Source organism: Nodularia chucula CCY0103 (assembly GCF_963923915.1).
Classification (GTDB): domain Bacteria; phylum Cyanobacteriota; class Cyanobacteriia; order Cyanobacteriales; family Nostocaceae; genus Nodularia; species Nodularia chucula.
Genome location: NZ_CAWUOL010000003.1, coordinates 126,885 through 147,626, shown reverse-complemented (window position 1 = coordinate 147,626; position 20,742 = coordinate 126,885). Strand labels below are relative to the sequence as shown.

The window sequence follows — 20,742 nt, the reverse complement described above, 5'->3', positions numbered from 1 at the left end:
CAGGCTCTATCCCTTATTCAACAAGCTGTCTAGCTATGTTGTCACCCGTTAAGGATAAAAAAGGTTTTTTGAAGAACCCCCACCCCCAACCCTTCCCCGCGCAAGCGAAGAGGGGAGTATGAGATGATTCATCTGTTGAGAAATTCCTCTATAAAGCTGCTGATAAAAAAGGTTTGTTGAAGAACCCCTCCCCCAACCCCTCCCCGCAAGCGAGGAGGGGAGTATGAAATAATTGAAATCTGAAAGATTATGAAGGTAGTCAGAAAGTTATATCCTTATTGGCAAAATAGCAAGGACGATAATTCTAATTTGAATGATGGTTTTACTCTGCTGGAAATATTGTCCGTAATTATGATGGTAGGGGTATTGTGTGCGATCGCAGTACCTAGCTGGTTAGGTTTCATGGCAGTTCAACGCCTCAATACTGCCCAAAATCAAGTATATCGGGCTATACGCCAAGCTCAAAGCGAAGCCAAAAAGCAAAACTTAACGGTTCAGGCTAGCTTTCGTGAACAGAATAATATTGTCCAATGGGCGGTTCATCCTGGCACAGTTGACCCAGTGGATGCTAACTGGAATGATTTAGACTCGAATGTGTGTCTGTATAGAAGCACTTTACAAGAGTTGAATGGTGTCAGACGGATAAAATTTGATTACAGAGGTAATGTCAGACAACCACCTCTGGGAAGAGTTACCCTCGCTACAGGTAATAATTGTGATGGTGGGGTAAAGCGTTGTGTAATTGTTTCTACTATTATAGGGGCAATGCGAACGGCAAAGAATGATTCTTGCGATTAAGTCATAAGACCCCACAAGCGAGGACATAAAAGAGGCGAGGGTGCAGGAGTGTGGGAGGTGTGGGGAGTGTGGGGAGAAAGATTTTTAGTTTCCAATACCCAATACCCAGTACCCAGTCCCCAATACCCAGTCCCCAATACCCAATACCCAGTACCCAGTCCCCAGTCCCCAGTGGTGAAATTAACAGATATTCTTAAAGAACACTTAATTATTTTTACTCGCTATCCCGAACCAGGAAAGACTAAAACCCGACTGATACCGGCTTTGGGTGATGTGGGTGCGGCGAATCTACAACGGCAGATGACGGAGCATACTATACTTCAGGTGCAAGAATTGCAGAAGCGTCGGGGGATTTCTTGGGAAGTACGGTTTGCTGGTGGTAATGAGCAATTGATGGCAGATTGGCTGGGCTGTGATTTGGTTTACTGTACTCAAGGTGAGGGTGATTTAGGGGCGCGAATGGTGCGATCGCTTGCTGATGCTTTTGCATCTGGTGCAGTCCAAGTGATGATCATTGGGATAGATTGTCCAGGAATAAATGCTGACGTTCTCAGCGAAGGTTTTGACCAGCTACACACTCATGATCTGACACTAGGGCCAGCCATTGACGGGGGTTATTATCTGATTGGCTTGAGTCGCCTGATTCCGGAATTATTCGTTAATATCGATTGGGGAACTTCTCGAGTATTACGGCAATCTGTGGATATTGCGGAGACGTTGAAAATATCACTAAGGTATTTAACTATTTTACCTGATGTGGATCTTCCAGAAGATTTGCCAATTTGGGAACACATGATCCAGCATTAAAGCGAAAATAGCGGGGGCAATTTTTTGATGTATCCTGTGATTGATTGTTCATTGACTATGGCTCCTGACTGTCAAGATCGCTCGTATATTGGATTACCTAGTGTTTTCTGAAGACAGTCAGCAAAACAAATGCTACCTTAGTGTAGTTTCAAATCCAGTGGAATAAATGCCATCTAAGTATATACTTGCCTAATAGTTTTATGGGATAGGTAAGTTGAGAAAATAAACTTGATAAGAAAGTTATAGGAACAACATTCAAGTAACTTTAAATAGGATAATCACTCTGATCAACCACCAACTAAAAAAAATATGACGAATCGTTTTACTTCTGGGAATGCTTCCCTGACACTTAAAATAGTAGGGATAATTTTAATTCTCTCGTTTTTACTAGACTTTTTAATTTTGATGTTGCCCTTCCAGCCAACTGATCGGCTATGGCAAATCAATTTAGCTACTGCAATAGTTGAGAGAGGAATAGTACCTTTGGTGGCTATAGGAATGCTATTCGTGGGCTATTGGATGGATGGGTTTAATGATGGCGATCGCCCAAAATCTATAGATATTAGATTTCCTGTCTTAATATTCGCCACGGTTTTTGGGGTAATTTTTCTGCTAATTTTCCCTCTACATTTGAATAATATCAGACAAGCGAGCGATCGCAACATAGAGCAAATCCGCCAAAATGCAGAACAAGCAGAAAATCAACTGCAAAATCAATTAACCCAAATCCTCGGTCAAATCAACAACGACCAAGCAAAAGCACAACTGGAACAGGTACGCGCCCAAGCCAGAAACCAGTTTAACGAGTTGCTGAAAAATGAGCAAGCATACGAACAAGCCCTGAATAACCCCCAACTACCCCCAGAGCAAAAAGAACGACTACAGCAATTCAAAGAAAATCCCGAAGAACTAGAGCGCTTTATAGCCCAGCAAACAGACCCACAAGCACAAGCAAATGAAAGGCTGAACCAAATTCGCCTACAGAAAGAAGAAGCCGAAAAACAAGCCAAAGAAAATGCTTGGAAGTCGGGAATGCGTATTGGTATTAGTAGCTTGTTGTTATCCATTGGCTACAGCATCATTGGCTGGACTGGTTTACGCAGTATGGGAACTGCCAAAGGTGGTAAACGTAAAGTAGCCGCCCGCTAATTTACTCTTAAATAATTACTAGTTTGTAGTGAGGACTTAAGTCCTCACGATTTTCTGTAATTAAATCCAGGGGTACACTCCGAATGACAAAATCTTAAATGAAGCAATTAACAACTTACTGTAAAAACTAAAAAATGCTTTCAATTTACATACTCACCTATAACGAAGAATTAGATATTGCTGCTTGTATTGAATCCGCTATGCTATCAGATGATATTATTGTTGTAGACTCATGCAGTGGCGATCGCACAGTAGAAATTGCTAATCGCTATCCCGTTCGCACAGTCCAACACGCCTTTGAAAGCCACGGTAAACAACGGACATGGATGCTAGAATCCCTTCCCCCAAAATACGATTGGGTATATATTCTAGAAGCCGATGAACGGATGACACCAGAACTATTTGCCGAAGGTGTAGAAGCTACGAAAAATCCCGAATATATTGGCTACTACGTCGCGGAACGTGTCATGTTCATGAATCATTGGATTCGTCACAGCACCCAATATCCCCGCTATCAAATGCGTCTGTTTCGCCACGGTAAAGTTTGGTTTACAGATTATGGTCATACTGAACGGGAAGTATGCAATGGTGCTACCAGTTTCCTCAAAGAAACATATCCTCACTACACTTGTAGCAAAGGTTTGAGCCGTTGGATTGAAAAACATAACCGTTATTCTACAGATGAAGCTAAAGAAACTTTGTATCAATTAGAACAAGGTCAGGTTAATTGGAAAGATTTATTTTTAGGTAAAACAGAAGTAGAAAGAAGACGCGCCTTAAAAGATTTATCTTTACGTTTACCCGCCAGACCATTTTTGCGCTTTCTCTATATGTATTTTATCTTGGGCGGTTGTCTAGACGGACGCGCCGGGATGGCTTGGTGTACATTGCAGGCTTTTTATGAATACCTGATTTTGCTCAAAGCTTGGGAAATGAAAAATCTACCTCCAGCTAGTTTAGAAATCAGCACATCTCCGGGAGAGGAGAACAAAACACAAGCTCATCACTCTCTTTGAGAACGCGAATAAAATACTGTGTATAGAAGAAAACAATACTTTTGCTGAGAATTAAATTTTCACTTTTCCAATACCAGCTAGCCAGGTTTTGAAATCTCAAGCTATTTTTTGCCCATACCAGGGCGAGCCTATCACCCCAAGTTTTTGGTAGGATAAATAATATATAAGAAACTTGCAATAATCCTTTACAAGTTTCATCAAGAAAAGTAACATCCTCAAAGTCAAATCAGACCTTATATGTACCTGTGTCAGAAAAATCTGTTTTTCTGTTAATTAGTGCATATTTTCATAGGATTAGCCCAGACCTTGATCAGATTGGGCAATTGCTTGAAGTATTAAATATGACAAGCAATCTTTTCGCAAGTTCAGAAATATGCGGGTATGAATACCAATAACAAGAGTTCCAGTAGCCTAAAACAGGAGAATAGGGACTTGGGAATTAATCATCTCAAACAGAATTTAAAGAATGACCTGATTGCTGGTTTGTTGGTAGTAATTCCATTAGCAACAACTATTTGGCTAACTATTACTATTGCTAACTGGGTAATCAACTTTCTCACCAAAATTCCCAAACAACTCAATCCCTTTGATGGTCTCCAACCTATATTAGTAAATATACTAAATCTAGCCGTAGGACTTGCAGTACCTCTATTAAGTATTTTGTTAATAGGGTTGATGGCACGTAATATAGCAGGGCGTTGGTTATTGGATTTTGGTGAGCAAGTATTACAGGCAATTCCTTTAGCTGGCCAGGTGTACAAAACCCTAAAACAGCTGTTAGCCACCCTCCTCAAAGATTCCAATAATAAGTTTCGCCGGGTGATTTTAGTAGAATATCCCAGAAAAGGCATCTGGGCGATCGGCTTTGTTACCGGGAGCATGAGTAACGAAATTCAAACTCATTTGTCCACTCCCATGCTCAGTGTTTTTATTCCCAGTACCCCAAATCCCACCACAGGATGGTATGCCATCGTGCCAGAGGATGAGGTAGTCAACCTCTCAATGCCCATAGAAGATGCCTTCAAAGTATTAGTCTCCGGAGGAATTATTGTTCAAAATACCCCTCTTCCTCCCATAGTTCTGCCTAAAGAGCGCAATCTAGAACCAGTGGCCTTAGAAACTCAGATACCCATTATCCCCTGCGATGAAACATCTATCCGGCAAACTCACCAATAAACAGATAGTATGATTATCTAACCAAGCCATAATTCTTATATTACAAACCTTGACTCATTAGTGCCGAGGCACTCACTTCCATGCAAGAAAGAAAACCGCAACAAATTTCTCGTGAATTGGCCCTATTAAGTCTCAGCCAATTGCCCATTAACCCTAAAAGATTAACAGAAGAGCATCTACCAAAATTAGTCTTAGCGACAGTCCGCACCCTGAGATCAGAAGTGCAAGATACTCTCGATAACGCTACTGGAGATCTGCAACGTAGTAACGAGCGCCTCTTAACTAGCGAAACTCGCGCTTCAGACCTGAATACTGCCAGAAACCTCCTGAAAGAGGCTATAGAATACACCCAAAAAGCCATCAATCAATTGGGAGCAGCAGTAGAATTTCCAGAATTAATTCAACTAGCAAATCAAGATAAAGAAGTCGGCAGATATGCGATCCAATTGGTAAAAATCATCAACGAAAACAAAGTCATCATCGATGAACACATTTCCTCAGCCTTAGTAGATTGGCAAGTTAATCGTCTAGCACAAATAGACCGAGATATTTTGCGAATTGCTGTGGCAGAAATGATGTTTTTCAATCTGCCAGACAGAGTGGCTATCAATGAAGCTGTAGAACTAGCCAAACGCTACAGTGGAGATGAAGGGCATCGATTTATTAATGGTGTTCTGCGTCGATTTACTGAACAAAAAGCTGCCGTTTAGTCTGGATTAGCTTGTAATAAGGGCTTTAGCCCTTAAGGCTGGAATAGATTTACAACTACAAACCTTTTATTTGTGAGGCTGCATATTATTTCTACTCTACCCCTAACCCCTCCCCAGGGCTACGGTGTACACACAAGTGGGGAAATTAAGACCCCACCCCTAGCCCCTCCCCCTTCGGGTGATGCCTCCGGCACGCTACGCGGTAAGCGCAGCCATGCCCGTAGGGCTTTACACCAGTCGCCTACGGTGGAAAACCCGCCTGCAACGCTGGTTCACCGCAAGCGAGGAGGGGAACCGGATTTCTGGTTAAATTTGGTTTTTAGGGCTGGAAACCCTTTTTGGATCAGGATGTGTGTACACGGTAGCACCAGGGAGGAGGTGAACTGGATTTACAGTTAAATTCTGTTTATACATCTTTATATTAAATTGGTATTAGTGATGATCAATTAAGAACTATGTTGACTAATTAGGGATTTTCATCTACTAAAAGGTTAATCCCCATAAATACAAATAAAATTCATACTGAAATACACAACTCTCACCTATTAGATGCAATGGTTTTTAATTGGTTCCGCCGTAAATATAATGATTCCTCTGACACTCCATCTGAACAAAAAGAGGGGGAAACTCCGCTAGCACCAGAAACTGAAGCAGAAACTCCCGTAACTTCTCCGCCAGACGCTACGGCTGATTTATTGGCTTTTGCTAAATCTGCTTATAAGAATATCCAGGAAAAACAACAAACTCTAGAAGTAGAAACTGTTGCTGAGGTGGTGGATGTAGAACCAGTTGCTGATTCTGGGGAAACTGCGGCTTTGGTGGCGGATGTAGAACCAGTTGCCGATTCTGGGGAAACTGCGGCTGAGGTTGAGGATGTAGAACTAGTTGCTGATTCTGGGGAAACTGCGGCTGAGGTGGCGGATGTAGAACCAGTTGCCGATTCTGGGGAAACTGTTGCTGAGGTTGAGGATGTAGAACCAGTTGTGGAAACTCAGTCTTCTATAATCAGTGAAGTTACTCCAACAGCAACACCAGAGATAGAAGCCTCAACTGAGGAGACAGAACCTACACCCACGACGGTGGGAAGTAATTTATCATTTTTAGAACGGGCGGCGGCTGAAAGACAAGCTAGGCAAGAGCGGTTAATAGCCAGCGCCGTTGCAGTACCAGAACCGGAAGTATTAACGCCTACTCCAGTTAGTAGCATAGAAATAACTCCAGATGTGGAGGGATTAGCTTTTGATGAAGGCTTTGTGTGGTCAGCAGAAGTCTTGGCGGCACAGGGTAGACGGCCGGAAGATGTTTCCATTGAGGAAATTACGTGGCTGAAAAAACTCCGCCAAGGTTTAGATAAAACCCGTCGGAATATACTTAACCAACTGAAGGCAATTGTTGGGCAGGGGCCACTAAATCAAGCGGCGGTGGCCGAAATAGAAGCTGCTCTTTTGCAGGCTGATGTGGGTGTGGAAGCGACAGATTACATTATTAGTGCGCTACAGAAAAAACTATTAGCAGAAGTTACTCCGCCAGAAGAGGCGATCGCCTACCTGAAAAAAATCTTGCGGGATATGTTAGACGCGCCACTGCAAAAGTCCGCAACTGTTAGCTTTACTCCGGAAAAAGAAACCTTAAATATTTGGTTAATTACTGGGGTAAATGGTGCTGGTAAAACTACTACCATTGGCAAAATTTCCCACCTGGCGCAAAAATCTGGTTATAAATGCTTGATTGGGGCGGCTGATACTTTCCGGGCTGCGGCTGTGGAACAGGTGAAAGTTTGGGGTCAAAGAAGCGGTGTGGAAGTGATTGCTAATCCAGGGAAGAATACAGACCCTGCGGCCGTTGTCTTTGATGCGATCGCCGCCGCTCAAGCACGAGAAACTGAATTACTCTTGGTCGATACAGCTGGACGACTGCAAAATAAGAAAAACTTAATGGATGAACTGGCTAAAATTCGCCGCATCATCGACAAAAAAGCCCCTAATGCCAAAATAGAATCCCTATTAGTTTTAGATGCCACTCTAGGGCAAAATGGACTGAGACAAGCTGAAGTTTTTGCCCAAGCCGCCCAACTCAGTGGTGTGGTCTTAACTAAACTTGATGGCACAGCTAAGGGAGGTGTTGCCCTAGCAGTCGTGCAGCAGTTGGGCTTACCCATTCGCTTTATTGGTGCTGGTGAAGGGATCGAAGATTTGCGTCCTTTTTCTAGCTATGAATTTGTCGAAGCTCTTTTGAGTGGCTAGTTAAATTAGGGAGTGGGGAGTGGGGAGTGTGGGGAGTAGGGTATGCGAAACTCCTTAATTACAAGGGTTTCGTGATCTGTTTTAGTCCTAAATTCTTTGGCGGTTGCTATAAGACTTAGGTTTCAATCAAGGTTATAATCCATGAAACTTCAAAGTTGTAGCAGAAAATTAGCAAAGGTCACAAAATAATTTTGTTAACAAAGGATTTTTTTGGGTCTAAAGATGTATGATTTGGTGACATAGTTCGATACTCTACAAAAGGGTAGTTTTAGAACAAACAAAATTGATCTAGAGATTAGATCAGGACAATATTGATCTCTAGTTATGTATTACTGTTACCTCTATTAAGTGCAATCATACCCTTGCCTGTGTCTCAATTGCCCTCCCAACCCACTGATAGTAATAGTAGTGCTGCGACGGATGTCACCCCAATCGTGGCACTTAAGGAACTCGTGGCACGGCTCCACCGAGAACAGAATAAAATTCAAGATTTACTCAGTTCTTTAGGCTTTGCTCTGAGAAGCTTCAATAATTTAAACCAATTTTTGGAGTTGATTCCACTCATGGCAACTAGAGTCACAGATGCAGATGGTAGTGCTTTATTCCTACATAAACCTAATGGTCAAATTAGGTTAGAGCAGCTGCACTGGCAGGATAGCCGACAGCGTAAAAACATCCGTAAAGCCCTAGAAACCGCCAGTAGTCAAATCACGTTGCTGGCCAATACAGCCCCTTTAACCACGGCTACAGGGATTTTGGATGACCAAATGCATCGCCACTTGGGGCCTGATGTACAAGTTTTTGGCACGGCAATTTTGGTGAAGCATACAGAACGGGGGTGGCTGTATGTTCTCAGTCGTGACCCGGAATATAGCTGGACGGAAACTAGACAAAAGTTAGTCAGACTAGTAGCAGACCAAACGGCTGTAGCTATTGAAAACGACGAATTAGCTGTAGAACTGAGAAAAAAAGAGCGCCTCGATCAAGAACTAGAAATTGGCGCAGAAATTCAACGGCGACTTTTACCACGTAATTGTCCGACGATTCCTGGTGTTGCTTTAGCTGCACGGTGTAAACCTGCTAATCGCGTGGGTGGAGATTATTACGATTTTATCCCCACAAATAGCAATCAGGGGCAACTGAATGGTAAAAATGCCCATGAAAGCGGGCGATGGGGTTTGGTAATTGGCGATGTCATGGGTAAAGGTGTCCCAGCTGGGTTAATTATGACAATGATGCGGGGAATGCTGCGGGGAGAGGTATTGCATGGTAATTCCCCATCGGTTATTCTGCAAAATTTGAACCGAGTTATGTATGCGGATTTAGAAAATTCTCACCGCTTTGTGACGCTATTTTACTCAGAATATAATCCTTTTAATCGAGTTTTATCTTATAGTAATGCAGCACATAATCCTCCTTTGTGGTGGCACGCAGCGACAAAAACTATTACCCGCTTGGATACTTTGGGAATGCTAATTGGTTTAGATGCTAATAGCCAATACGAAAATTCCCAGGCACAGTTGGAACCTGGGGATACAGTTGTTTATTATACAGATGGTTTGACTGATGCGGCGGCAGCCAGTGGCGATCGCTTTGATGAAGAAAATTTTGTTGCTGCTTTTAACTTAGCTTGCAGGTATTACACCAACCCACAAGAGATTCTAGATTATCTGTTTGACCAAGTTTTGCAATTTATCGGTAGTGAAAAGCAAAACACCGATGATATGACACTAGTTGTCCTAAAAATTCACTAAATTACCACATTCCCCATAAGAAGCAAGGGAGCGGGGGGAGTTAGAAATTACTTGACACACACACACGGCGGCGGCTTAACAACCTTTTCCCTTCGCCCTTGCACCCCTACCCTTCGACTGCGCTCAGGGCAAGCCCACACTCCCCACACCCCCCACACTCCCCACACTCCCCACTCCCTACTCCCCATTCCTGGGAATTTCTATTAAAAACTCACAACCCTGACCCAGTTGAGAAACACATTCTATTTTACCGCCGTGTTTTTCCACAACAATTTGGTAGCTAATAGATAGACCTAGCCCAGTACCTTTACCTGGTGGTTTGGTGGTAAAGAAAGGTTCAAAAATGCGCGATCGCAACTTTTCTGGAACCCCAGAACCATTATCAAAAATCCGAATTAAAATCTTCTTCTTCGCTGTAACTTCTGTACGAATACAAATCTTCGGCTGTTCCGTTATTGTTCCTTTGGCCATCGACTCTTCCAATGAATCAATAGCATTATTAATGATATTCATAAATACCTGATTCATCTGAGCAGCATGACATCTTACTAATGGTAAATCACCATATTCCTTAACCACCTCCACATTAAAAGAATTAGCGTGTGGTTGCAGACGATGTTTTAAAATTAGTAACGTACTATCAATCCCTGCATGAATATCAACAGACTTCATACCGGATTCATCAAGTCGAGAAAAAGTGCGTAAAGACAGTACCAATTGAGATATCCTTTCTGCCCCCGTGATCATAGATTTAACAATTTTTGGTAAGTCATCAATTATAAAATCTAAATCTAATTCTGGGGCTATTTCTTGAATTTCTTTGATAGATTCAGGATACTTTTGTTGGTAAATATTCAGTAATTTAAATAAATCCTTAGTGTGTTCGTTCACATAACTTACATTGCCATAAATAAAAGTAATAGGGTTATTAATTTCATGTGCTATTCCTGCCACTAACTGCCCTAAACCCGCCATTTTTTCACTTTGAATTAACTGACTCTGAGTTTGTTGCAATTCCTTGAGAGTTTGTGCCAGTTCTTCTTTTTGGCGCTGGGTTTGTTGCAGTAATTCTGCTTGCTGAATCCCTACGCCTAATTGAGTGCTAATTTGAGTCAGGAAATATACTTCATCATCCTGCCAATTCCTCGTATCATTATTTTGATACACTGCTAACAAGCCCCAAAGTTTTTGACCATGATAAATAGCTAGAATCACGTAAGCTCTGGCCTGATAGCTCTGTAATACCTGAATGTAACACTCGCTAAAGTTTGCATTATAAATATCATTACAGACACGATAGACTTCCCCCCTGGCATAACGTCCACCTTCTGTGTCTCGTAAATAAGTATCTATTGATGGAATAACCACTAAGTCTTTTACCGTACATTCACTAACATTATCAAGCAGTTCGGGTTTTTCCAATTGCTTATCGACAAGGCTAATCCAACCTTCTCCCACAGATTCAAAGGCAAATTCACCACTCCAATCAGGATTAAAGCGATAAATAGCTACACGGTCAGCATTTAATAACTGCCTGATTTCGTATGTACTTGTGTGGAAAATACTTTTTAAATCAAGGGTTTGACGAATTTTTTCTATGGTTCTGGCTATAGTTCTTTGCCATTTTGCAGATTTTTCTCTGGCTTTGGATTCTGCTAGTTCTGTGGATTGGATTTGCACTTTTTGTAAATAATCTGCTTGCTGTAAAGCTACGCCAAGATGTTCCGAGACCAGTTGTACAAACTCAATTTCTGATGTTTGCCATTGGCGCGGTCCACTACATTCATGAACACACAATAAGCCCCATAAATCTTTACCTTTAATTAAAGGAGCAGCTATATTAGCACGCACTTGGAAAGTTTCTAACATCTCGACATGGCAATTACTCATTCCCGATTCATAGATATCAGTAATTACTTTCATCCGTCCTTCCTCATAGAGTGCAGCAAACTCTCCAGCAAAGCAATGATCATGCACTTTGATTGTTAATGCGGGGTTCCATTGTGGCGTGACATCTTCATAGATGAATTCCCCTTCCCATTCCAAGTCAGGATAGAGGCGAAATATGCCTACTCTGTCAGCGTTTAACAGTTGGCGCATTTCTTGGACTGTGGTTTGGAAAATTGCATCTATGTCCACACATTCACGAATGCGGGAAACTACTCCAGATAAAGCTTTTTGCTTATCTCTAGGAGATAGAGGTAATGTCATGTTCGACCTCTTTTATTCTTGTCTAAAACTGGATGGGAATGCTGTTATCTGGAAGATGCTTGGCATACATAGTGTTATTTTAACTTAATCAAGAGTTACCAACGGTAAAACCGGAATGACTATAGTTTAATTAATAACTTGGCTACCATGACTCCGGGGATCATTTTGAGAGTTGGGGGATGTAATGGGTGCGCGAAATTGGGAAACTTCGCCGCTAGTTTGACTATAGGGTAAAGATGAAGCAGTAATTAAGGCTTCTAAATTACTGGCCATGATTGTGTGGGGTTGATCTCCGATGGTTTGACCGATGGTTTCGCCATTTTTTGCTAAAAATATGAAGTGCGGAATGCCATCTACTCGATATTTCAACATTTCTGGTAGCCATTTGGTGTTGTCTACATTTAACATGACAAAGTTAACTGAGTCACCATATTCCTGTTCCAATTGGGCAATATCTGGAGCCATTTTTTGACACACAGTACACCAGTTGGCGTAAAATTCTACCATTGAAGGTTTACCGTTGGTAACAGCTACTGCTAGGGGTGTAGATGCTTGATCTAGGTCTGCTAATGTTGCTGAGGTAGTTTCGCTTCTGAGTCCTAAGACTAAGGCGACGCTAAGGGCGATCGCTACTATGGCAATTAAGAAGTTTCTCAACCGCGCGCCAGATGTAGAATTAACAGGGGATTCTGTGGTCATGGGAAAATTGTTAAAACTTGTTAAGTATTTTCATTATTTATTTTAACGCTTTTGGTTTCTTGCTCCAGGGTTATTGGCATTAAGCTAGAACAGAAACTAGTCTCTGCTAAAACTGTGAAGAAACGAGTTACGCTCACTTTTCCGAAACGTGCTATTCAAATGCCTGTTACTTACCTACTGGCTAAAGAATTTAATGTAGCTGCCAATATTATCCGCGCTCAAGTTGCTCCCAACCAAATTGGCAAACTGGTGGTAGAGTTATCTGGAGATATTGATCGGTTAGATGAAGCTATTGAGTGGATGCGATCGCGTCATATCAGTGTTTCCCATAATCTGGGTGAAATTGTTATTGATGAAGATATTTGTGTACATTGTGGTTTGTGTACTGGAGTTTGTCCTACAGAAGCCCTCAGCTTACAACCAGAAACATACAAATTGACATTCACGCGATCGCGCTGTATTGTTTGTGAGCAGTGTATCCCCACCTGTCCAGTCGCAGCAATTACGACTAATTTATAAGATGGGGAGTGGGGAGTGGGGAGTGTGGGGAGTGTGGGAACTATACTTTGATTGCTTAGAAAAACAGTTTAAATCGTGCTAACTGAGTTTCAATAACTCCAGTCATAATTTTATTCAATTCTATAGTATCTTGAAATTGCAAAATTTGCTGTGTCGGCAAATCAAAGGGAAAATCTCCTTCCCAGTCTGGACGTTGCATTTGTGCTAACAAAACTTGTTCAGAACGCTTACTTTGAATAGCGTAGCCAATTTCTACACAGACATGAGGACTAGGTAGCAATTGGTTAGTTTCTTTACCGGAAATCACGGCAATGGGGGTAGTATCTGCAATAAACAACAAACTCCTCCGAATTTTTCGCATCATGGTGCGGTTGAGTCTGATTGGAGCATTGCTAGGGCGGTGAGCTTCTACTAATGTTACCTTGACGCGCGATCGCAAATTCAAAGACTCTAAACTTTTTTGTAATTCTTCCCGCAGAGCATCACTGGCTGGTGCATACTCAGTTTGAGAGCATAAAAAAATAGTCGGTTCTAACTGCGCTAACAATGCTTGTTTAGTGAAATAAATTTCATGGCTAATCAAGTCAATATTAGCTACACAATAACCACCACTACCTTCAATGTAAAATTCTATAGTTTCCCCTTCCAGATAACGCCCAAACCAGCTTGATTGCTTCACATGGTCAATATCTTCCAGGAAGTCTGCTCTTAAGGCTGATTTTAGCAGGCTTTTTTTACTGAGGCGAATGTCTGGCGGACGTTTCTCCAGTTCTGCTATGGGCTGATATTCTTCTATATACCATGCTCTGAGCGCAATAATAGACATAAGGCGCTATTTCAAGATTTTTTAACTATTTAACTGTCTCATTAGCTTACACCTAACTGTACCCATTTAAACAACAACACCCAAACATCTACTAGCTTTAATGATTTCCTCTCATTTGTTGATCATAATCAGGGATGTAATTAACTTTATTACTTTCAAAAAGCAATAATAATTAGTACAGCGCCCTCTGATTGTTAATATTTGAGGAAATATCAGCTTTCGCGTTGGGTGTTGTGGGTTGGGAACGAGACAGACATTGAGTTAAACAGCGTTCTTACCTCTTGTGATCTTTTCAATTTAGCTGTTGCATCTGCCAGGGAAGCTTTTTAGCTTCAACTATTAGAATAGCAATCAATATATGAGCTTGGTGAATTTTGCAATTAAACTTTACTTAAACTCATCAGTTTCACAGTAGTTTTTAGTAGGAAGAGAAATCCTAAACTCTGTCCCCTGACCAATATTTGAGATACATTCCATAACTCCACCATGCTTCTCAACCACAATTTGATAACTAATGGCTAGTCCTAAGCCTGTACCCTTACCAACAGACTTAGTGGTAAAAAACGGGTCAAAAATGCGTTTTTTCACTTCTTCAGTCATTCCCGGACCATTATCTACAATGCGAATAATTAAGCGGGATTGATCTAAGGAAACTTGAGTAGAAATCCAGATAATTGGTGAGGGAATAGCAGATCCTTTCCGGGATAATTCAACTTGATCTTCTAAAGCATCAATAGCATTGCTGATAATATTCATAAATACCTGATTCATCTGGCCAGCATAACATTCAATCCGGGGTAATTTTCCATAGTTTTTAATAATTTTAATGCCATTAGATTTAGCATTGGCTTTCAGACGGTGTTGCAAAATTAATAAAGTGTTATCTATGCCTTCATGTAAGTCAACAGCCTTATTTTCAGCTTCATCTAAACGGGAAAAGTTGCGTAAAGATAAGACTATAGAACGGATGCGCTCAGTGCCTATTTGCATAGAAGAGATAGTTTTTGGTAAATCTTCTACTAAAAAGTCTAAATCAATGGCTTTAATTAATGAGTAAATTTGCGGATTAGGCTGGGGATAGTGGAGTTTGTACAGTTCTAATAGTTGTAGTAGTTCTTGGACATAGTTATTAGCATGGGACAAGTTACCGTAAATAAAGTTAACTGGGTTGTTAATTTCATGAGCTATACCAGCTACTAACTGCCCTAAACTGGACATTTTTTCCGTTTGGATTAATTGAGACTGGGTTGTTTGCAGTTCCGATAAAGCAGTTTCTAATTGTGCTGCTTTGGCCTTGGCTTGAGTTTCGGCGGCGCAGGTTTGTTCATAGAGTTGGGCTTGTTGAATGGCGATCGCCGCTTGATCTGCTAACTGTTGTAGTAAATAAATTTCTGCATCTTGCCAGTTTCTGGGAGCATCACATTGATGAGCGATTAGTAAACCCCACAGTTGATGACTAATATTAATCGGTACAATTAAATTAGCTTGTATGCCCAAATTCTGCATAAACTCTCGGTGACAATCACTGACATCTGCTGTTGATACATTATCAATTGCCCTAGTTCTACCGCGAAAATACAAACGTGAAGACTGATCAGGAAAGCATTCTACTGGTGCGTTCATCCCTAACACTGAGGGAAATTCGCTATTAATATCTTCTACAATTACCTCACCACCAAATTCACCCAACAACTGGTAAATCAACACTCTGTCTGATTTAAGTAAAGGGCGCACTTCCTTAACAATGGTTTGCAAGGTGGTTTTGAGGTCTAATGTTTTGCGAATTTGCTCTGTGACGTGTTTAATAGCTTTTGTTAGTAATAAGGATTGTTTGAGTTCAGCAGTTTTTTCCTTGACGCGAAATTCTAAACTAGTGTTCATTTCCTGTACCTGATGGTACATTTGCTGCTGGTGAATTGCCATCGAAAAGTAGTAGCACAAACTTTGTCCCAGGGAAATTTCTTCAGATTTCCATTCTTCGGCTTGCCCTTTTTTTTCTTCTCGCCACATCTTAAAAGAAAACCGGGGTAATTCTTGACTGTGATGTAGATCATGGTGTCCCGCCCATAAAATTTCACTGTCAAATTCAGGGCGAAAAATGCTGATGATTCCAATAAAATTTTGGTGACTGTGTAGGGGAATCAGCATCAATCCCCGAATCGGAGTTGATTGAAAAGCCAGGGCTAAAACTCTCAACCGTGGTTCCTTGTAGAGGTCAGTAATTGCCCATACCTGTCCTGGTTTAAATTCCCCTATCCAGTTTTGCCATACAGGATGCTGTTCAATGGCTGTGTTACCTAAATCGTAGGGGAGTTGGGGCTGTTGTCCTGATGTGTATATCTCGCCACTATAATCAATATAAATTCTGCCACCTATGCCCTTAAATGCTTTAACCACCTCTTCTAAGGCTTTTTGTAATTGGATTGTAGGTAGCTGATGTAAGAATGTGCTGACTCGATTAATTGTTGCTTCCCGCTCTTGTTTAGCGCGGGTTTCGGTGAGTAAGTTACTTTGAGCGATCGCAATCATCACCTGATCGGCTACTTGTTGAACTATTTTCAGTTCCCGCTTTAAAATTGTCCGGGGTTGACTATGATGGGATACTAACAGTCCCCAAAGTTGGCGCTTAGTTGTTTTTCCTCCAGGGTCTTGATGTAATATGGGTAAAACTAGGGAAGACTGTACCCCCATTGCTGTAAGGTATTGAACATGACAGGGGTCTATGTCCCGATAGTAGATGTTCTCCTGTGGGAGATATTTACCAGTTTCTAGTGACTTGAGTGGTGATAGCCCTATTTTTCCCGACTTGACATCTACTATGGAACGTTGTCGCGCTTCCAAAAACATTCTCTTGGCTTCTATAGGGATATCATCGGCGGGGAAATGTAATCCTAATAAGGATGGTAAGCGCTGTTTATGAATGGATTCGGCAACCACTTCACCGTTACCATCAGCGTCAAATCGATACACCATCACCCTATCTGTGTTTAAAAATAAACGGAGTTCAGCAACAGTTGCTGCTAAGATTTCCTGTAGTTCGAGCGATCGCCTAATCTGAGTGGTAATCCGATGCAATAAATTATCTTGGTTAAAGGTTGCTTCCCAACCTTTGGGTTCATCCGTTAATCCCATGACTGCTTTGCCTAAAAAAAACTAAAAAGTAATGATTGCTACAGTTATCTTTTATTTTTTACTGAATTAAGATTAAGAAAAAGTTATGATTAATAACTTAATGTTATATGTTTAATCTCAAAATGTATACAGTATAATTATTCAGCAGAGAAAGGTTGCTAAATATTTATGTCAGGGAATAGACAACAGAGAAGAAAGTTGCAATTCCTGCATTGATGGTTTAAATATATAGTAACTGCCCAAGCTCTTAGGAGATGATAAAACTGCCCAAGCAAGTCACAAGAAGCATTTTAATTTTGACCATGACCATAGTCGCAAGATGAAACTTTAACTTTTGTTATATTTGCTTTATTACGGAAACCAAAGGCAATATCTATATTTAAAATATAGGAACTATATGCAAACATTGTCACAAAAATTAAAGATTTGACAGGATTTTTGCCCGTACTCTATGTTCAGATAAATCAATAACATTGCTGAAACAAATAAAACCCTAATTGCTTTACCCAGATATAACTGTAAAGACTTGTGAACTGCGGATTTCTGTACGCACACTCATGAGTATTTTACCCAGATGATTGGTACCATTTTTTTTTGCACCACATCCCCAGAAATAATCATTGGGAGAATTTTCTACCAGAGTTTGATTACCTGTACTGAGAAGAATTTCTTGAATATCTAAATGAGTCAGAAACTTTTTGAGTACAGCGTCTCGCATCACTTGAGTTTTGACTATTTCCCAATCTGAGCGGAGTTGGCGAGTAGCGCAGCGCCCTAAAGCTGCTGCATCCTCTGGCGTTTCAGAAGCATAAATCACTGGAATAATTGCCGCATCTACACTACCCACAAACTTTTGTGCTTGATAATAATGTTCCACCGTTGGCCAGTAATTACCCTGAATTTCAATGTTATGGGGTGAGAAGTTAGAAAAACAGCCATAAGGCTGCCATACTTTGTAAAAGTATATGGTCATGTAAAAATTGCTCTTAATATATTTATTGGGAAAAGTATACTAATATACATTGCTATATTCTCAGAAGGGACAGAGATCGTCACCTCTCCAGAGTTATCCCTAAAATATTCTAATACCAATTCTGTGTAAGGATGCGCTGAAATATATTGATCAATATTTTGAGAATGATCAGAGCCACATCTTAAATTGGCGGATATACCAAAGTTTAATCAACATTCTTATTCCACAAAATTTGGTCTAGCTTGGGCTGTTGATTGCAATTTTAATTCTAAAGCTGCCCAATTTTCCTGCTGGATTAAGTTAGTTAATTCGTCAATATTTTGGCGGTATTGTTGTAATGAACTCAACAATGCTTGGCGGTTATACTGCGCCATCATTACTCCTAATTCCGGATTACCACCACCAACACGACTGGTATCTCGAAAACCTGAACTAGCAAGATTTTGCGCTAGTTGTAGAACTTGAGGATCAGTTTCATTCATAGCAGATGCGATCAATGCAGCACTTACCATCACAGGTAAATGAGATATTAAACTAACAGCTTGATCATGTTCCTGTGGTGAGCAAAAATAAAGATTAGCCCCTAGCGATCGCACAATTTTTTCTAAGACTGAAATTGCTGTCTGCGGTGTGGTAGCATCTGGTGTGAGGACATAGGGTTTATTTAAAAATAAATCCCGTTGTGCAGCTTCTACACCACTATCTGTGGTTCCCGCCATTGGATGACCACCAACGAAATTTTTCCACAGGGGAGCGATGGCCTGAACTATCGGGGTTTTTACGGAACCAACATCAGTAATCACAGTAGTTAAGGGTAAATAATTCATTAACTGCTGTAATTGAGGGATAATTAGGGCAATAGGTGTACAAATAAAAACCACCTCTGCTGTTGCTAATAAATTCATGTCAACAGATGCTGCATCGACAATACCAAGAGCGATAGCTCTTTCACAGGTAGACCGTCGGCGAGTAACTCCTAAAACATGATAGCCTTGCGATCGCAAATCATAACCCAGAGAACCGCCAATGAGTCCCAGTCCTAAAATACCAATTTTCATTTTTGATTTTGACAACTTATTTTTTGCATACTTTACCAACTATTGAAGTTGGTATTTAAGGGGTAGCATTCATGACTGTAGAGGAATTGCTAGAACAATACGCAGCAGGAGTGATGAACTTTACCGGGATTAACCTGAGTGAAGCTAACTTGAGTGGTGTCAAGCTCAGTGGTGTGAACCTAAGTTCATCTGACTTGAGTATAGTTAACTTGAGTGGTGCAAATCTCCAGGGTGCTAACTTGAGTAAAGTCAAGCTAAACGTGGCTCGATTACGTGGAGCCAACCTTGAGAACGCCATCTTAAATAATTCTAGTCTCAATGTCGCTAACTTAATTCGAGCTAACCTCTCTGGCGCTCAATTGCAGGGAGCATCATTGGTGCGGGCGGAGTTAATTCGTGCTGACTTGTCCCGGGCTGACTTATCGGAGGCTAACTTAAAAAATGCCGACTTACGAGAAGCTACACTGCGCCAAACAAATCTCCGTCACGCTAATTTAAGCATAGCTAATTTGAAAGGTAGTTCATTAGTGGGAGCTAACTTAGAAATGGCTAACTTAAACACCACAGATTTAAGTCGTACTGACCTCAGTGGTGTAAATATGCGCGATGCTGAACTGAAACAAGCTAATCTGACTCATGCAAATCTCAGTGGGGCGGATTTAAGCGGAGCAAATCTTCGTTGGGCGGATTTAAGCGGAGCAAATCTTCGTTGGGCGGATTTAAGCGGAGCAAAATTTAGTGGTGCTACTTTAATTGGTGCAGACTTAAGTAATGCAAATTTAACCAATACTAGTTTAGTTCATGCTGATTTAACTCAGGCAACTTTGATTAAAGCCGAATGGAGCGGTGCAGATTTAACTAGTGCAATTTTAACGGGAGCTAAACTTTACTCCACTTCCCGTTTTGGGTTAAAAACTGAAGGTATTACCTGTGAATGGGTTGATTTGAGTCCTAAAGGCGATCGCTCCATCATTCAGAAATTCATCGGAGAAGATGCAAGAGACTTTTTCAATGAAACTGCACCCACAATCCGCATTATCATCGATGCACCATTAGAACACGAGGCTCATTTTGCTCTGGCTGGTTCCTATTATCAAATTGCTCAAGAATACAGTGGAATCAAACAACCCCCCAGCCTAGAAATTAGTCGTCGTCGCACTGTGTTGACTTTCCGAGTAGATAATGACCAAGCCTTGTTACCCACAGCTTATATCGCTATTCTACCATTTCAAGATGCTGCCAATACCCAAAAAAATATTTATGCAATCATAGAGATGTTGCAGCAAGAAGATATATCCCGTCTGGGATTACAAGCACCAGATCAGATTGAGAAATTAAGTAGTCTGATCCAGGAAGCTATGACCCAGACCCAGACCATCAAAAAAATGAAAAGAAATCTCCAATTAGCCGCTAAATTAAATTTTTATAAAATACCGACCCAGACAATATTAACCAATTCCAGCGCTCAAACTTTAGTGATCTACGATCACCCTCATTTTGGTAAACGTTTTATTGATGCTTCTGGTTCTGAGGTGACATCTTTTCCCAGTATTCTGAGTAAATCAACCAGATTTGCACCACCAACTTTAGGTATGGTTGTAGATTTTATTAATAGTTTTCACTATCTCAGGTAATTTGTCGTCTATTTTACTCAAAATTCGGGAGGAAGAA

General features: G+C 41.0%; 16 protein-coding genes. 10 read left to right on the top strand and 6 right to left on the bottom strand.

Annotated elements, in window-relative coordinates; translation table 11 throughout:
- Nucleotides 1-249: 249 nt before the first annotated feature.
- From ACM0OP_RS02250 to ACM0OP_RS02215, 8 genes are all read left to right on the top strand, one after another.
- Complete coding sequence (locus tag ACM0OP_RS02250; RefSeq protein WP_414526759.1) at nucleotides 250-798, top strand: GspH/FimT family pseudopilin; 549 nt, start codon at nucleotides 250-252, stop codon at nucleotides 796-798.
- 171 nt (nucleotides 799-969) lie between these two features.
- Nucleotides 970-1,605 (top strand): TIGR04282 family arsenosugar biosynthesis glycosyltransferase, encoded by a 636-nt coding sequence (locus ACM0OP_RS02245; RefSeq protein WP_414526763.1) that lies wholly within the window; start codon nucleotides 970-972, stop codon nucleotides 1,603-1,605.
- 309 nt (nucleotides 1,606-1,914) lie between these two features.
- Nucleotides 1,915-2,754 (top strand): hormogonium polysaccharide biosynthesis protein HpsJ, encoded by an 840-nt coding sequence (gene hpsJ-B / locus ACM0OP_RS02240; RefSeq protein ID WP_414526758.1) that lies wholly within the window; start codon nucleotides 1,915-1,917, stop codon nucleotides 2,752-2,754.
- Nucleotides 2,755-2,888: 134 nt separating this feature from the next.
- On the top strand, nucleotides 2,889-3,770 hold the full coding sequence (locus tag ACM0OP_RS02235) for a glycosyltransferase family 2 protein (protein ID WP_414526757.1): 882 nt from the start codon (nucleotides 2,889-2,891) through the stop codon (nucleotides 3,768-3,770).
- Nucleotides 3,771-4,151: 381 nt separating this feature from the next.
- Entirely contained in the window at nucleotides 4,152-4,946 is a 795-nt protein-coding gene (locus ACM0OP_RS02230) for a DUF502 domain-containing protein (protein WP_414526756.1), read from the top strand.
- 80 nt (nucleotides 4,947-5,026) lie between these two features.
- Nucleotides 5,027-5,656 carry a transcription antitermination factor NusB gene (gene nusB / locus ACM0OP_RS02225; RefSeq protein WP_414526755.1) on the top strand — a complete coding sequence of 210 codons (630 nt, stop codon included), beginning with the start codon at nucleotides 5,027-5,029 and terminating at the stop codon, nucleotides 5,654-5,656.
- A gap of 554 nt (nucleotides 5,657-6,210) precedes the next feature.
- Nucleotides 6,211-7,899, top strand: coding sequence for a signal recognition particle-docking protein FtsY (gene ftsY, locus ACM0OP_RS02220; protein ID WP_414526754.1), 1,689 nt, complete (start codon nucleotides 6,211-6,213; stop codon nucleotides 7,897-7,899).
- Between the two features lie 362 nt (nucleotides 7,900-8,261).
- On the top strand, nucleotides 8,262-9,653 hold the full coding sequence (locus ACM0OP_RS02215) for a PP2C family protein-serine/threonine phosphatase (protein WP_414526753.1): 1,392 nt from the start codon (nucleotides 8,262-8,264) through the stop codon (nucleotides 9,651-9,653).
- Between the two features lie 177 nt (nucleotides 9,654-9,830).
- Here ACM0OP_RS02215 and ACM0OP_RS02210 read toward each other — a convergent pair whose 3' ends face one another.
- Both ACM0OP_RS02210 and ACM0OP_RS02205 read right to left on the bottom strand, forming a co-directional pair.
- Nucleotides 9,831-11,864, bottom strand: a complete 2,034-nt coding sequence (locus ACM0OP_RS02210; protein ID WP_414526752.1) for a GAF domain-containing protein — start codon at nucleotides 11,862-11,864, stop codon at nucleotides 9,831-9,833.
- A gap of 126 nt (nucleotides 11,865-11,990) precedes the next feature.
- Complete coding sequence (locus tag ACM0OP_RS02205; protein ID WP_414526751.1) at nucleotides 11,991-12,563, bottom strand: thioredoxin family protein; 573 nt, start codon at nucleotides 12,561-12,563, stop codon at nucleotides 11,991-11,993.
- 114 nt (nucleotides 12,564-12,677) lie between these two features.
- Between ACM0OP_RS02205 and ACM0OP_RS02200 the strand changes: the two genes are divergently transcribed.
- Nucleotides 12,678-13,082: an NIL domain-containing protein gene (locus ACM0OP_RS02200; protein WP_414526750.1), complete on the top strand. Its 405-nt coding sequence runs from the start codon at nucleotides 12,678-12,680 to the stop codon at nucleotides 13,080-13,082.
- A 55-nt stretch (nucleotides 13,083-13,137) separates the two neighbouring features.
- Here ACM0OP_RS02200 and ACM0OP_RS02195 read toward each other — a convergent pair whose 3' ends face one another.
- The 4 genes from ACM0OP_RS02195 to ACM0OP_RS02180 all read right to left on the bottom strand — a co-directional run bounded on the left by ACM0OP_RS02195 (nucleotide 13,138) and on the right by ACM0OP_RS02180 (nucleotide 19,071).
- The gene (locus ACM0OP_RS02195) at nucleotides 13,138-13,908 is read right to left on the bottom strand and encodes a hypothetical protein (protein WP_414526749.1); all 771 of its coding nucleotides are present in this window, start codon (nucleotides 13,906-13,908) and stop codon (nucleotides 13,138-13,140) included.
- A gap of 387 nt (nucleotides 13,909-14,295) precedes the next feature.
- Nucleotides 14,296-17,040 carry a GAF domain-containing protein gene (locus tag ACM0OP_RS02190; RefSeq protein ID WP_414526748.1) on the bottom strand — a complete coding sequence of 915 codons (2,745 nt, stop codon included), beginning with the start codon at nucleotides 17,038-17,040 and terminating at the stop codon, nucleotides 14,296-14,298.
- Between the two features lie 502 nt (nucleotides 17,041-17,542).
- Nucleotides 17,543-18,013 carry an NADAR family protein gene (locus ACM0OP_RS02185; protein ID WP_414526747.1) on the bottom strand — a complete coding sequence of 157 codons (471 nt, stop codon included), beginning with the start codon at nucleotides 18,011-18,013 and terminating at the stop codon, nucleotides 17,543-17,545.
- Between the two features lie 218 nt (nucleotides 18,014-18,231).
- Nucleotides 18,232-19,071: a prephenate/arogenate dehydrogenase gene (locus tag ACM0OP_RS02180; RefSeq protein ID WP_414526746.1), complete on the bottom strand. Its 840-nt coding sequence runs from the start codon at nucleotides 19,069-19,071 to the stop codon at nucleotides 18,232-18,234.
- A 71-nt stretch (nucleotides 19,072-19,142) separates the two neighbouring features.
- Here ACM0OP_RS02180 and ACM0OP_RS02175 point away from each other — a divergent pair, with 71 nt between their 5' ends.
- On the top strand, nucleotides 19,143-20,705 hold the full coding sequence (locus ACM0OP_RS02175; protein WP_414526745.1) for a pentapeptide repeat-containing protein: 1,563 nt from the start codon (nucleotides 19,143-19,145) through the stop codon (nucleotides 20,703-20,705).
- Nucleotides 20,706-20,742: the final 37 nt, after the last annotated feature.

Excerpts from the sequence above, each read along its gene's own strand:
- ACM0OP_RS02190 (WP_414526748.1), bottom strand. The coding sequence starts at position 17,040 with ATGGGATTAACGGATGAACCCAAAGGTTGGGAAGCAACCTTTAACCAA.
- ACM0OP_RS02185 (WP_414526747.1), bottom strand. The coding sequence starts at position 18,013 with ATGACCATATACTTTTACAAAGTATGGCAGCCTTATGGCTGTTTTTCT.
- ACM0OP_RS02205 (WP_414526751.1), bottom strand. The coding sequence starts at position 12,563 with ATGACCACAGAATCCCCTGTTAATTCTACATCTGGCGCGCGGTTGAGA.
- hpsJ-B (WP_414526758.1), top strand. The coding sequence starts at position 1,915 with ATGACGAATCGTTTTACTTCTGGGAATGCTTCCCTGACACTTAAAATA.
- nusB (WP_414526755.1), top strand. The coding sequence starts at position 5,027 with ATGCAAGAAAGAAAACCGCAACAAATTTCTCGTGAATTGGCCCTATTA.
- ftsY (WP_414526754.1), top strand. The coding sequence starts at position 6,211 with ATGGTTTTTAATTGGTTCCGCCGTAAATATAATGATTCCTCTGACACT.
- ACM0OP_RS02230 (WP_414526756.1), top strand. The coding sequence starts at position 4,152 with ATGAATACCAATAACAAGAGTTCCAGTAGCCTAAAACAGGAGAATAGG.
- ACM0OP_RS02175 (WP_414526745.1), top strand. The coding sequence starts at position 19,143 with ATGACTGTAGAGGAATTGCTAGAACAATACGCAGCAGGAGTGATGAAC.
- ACM0OP_RS02250 (WP_414526759.1), top strand. The coding sequence starts at position 250 with ATGAAGGTAGTCAGAAAGTTATATCCTTATTGGCAAAATAGCAAGGAC.
- ACM0OP_RS02210 (WP_414526752.1), bottom strand. The coding sequence starts at position 11,864 with ATGACATTACCTCTATCTCCTAGAGATAAGCAAAAAGCTTTATCTGGA.
- ACM0OP_RS02195 (WP_414526749.1), bottom strand. The coding sequence starts at position 13,908 with ATGTCTATTATTGCGCTCAGAGCATGGTATATAGAAGAATATCAGCCC.
- ACM0OP_RS02180 (WP_414526746.1), bottom strand. The coding sequence starts at position 19,071 with ATGAAAATTGGTATTTTAGGACTGGGACTCATTGGCGGTTCTCTGGGT.
- ACM0OP_RS02235 (WP_414526757.1), top strand. The coding sequence starts at position 2,889 with ATGCTTTCAATTTACATACTCACCTATAACGAAGAATTAGATATTGCT.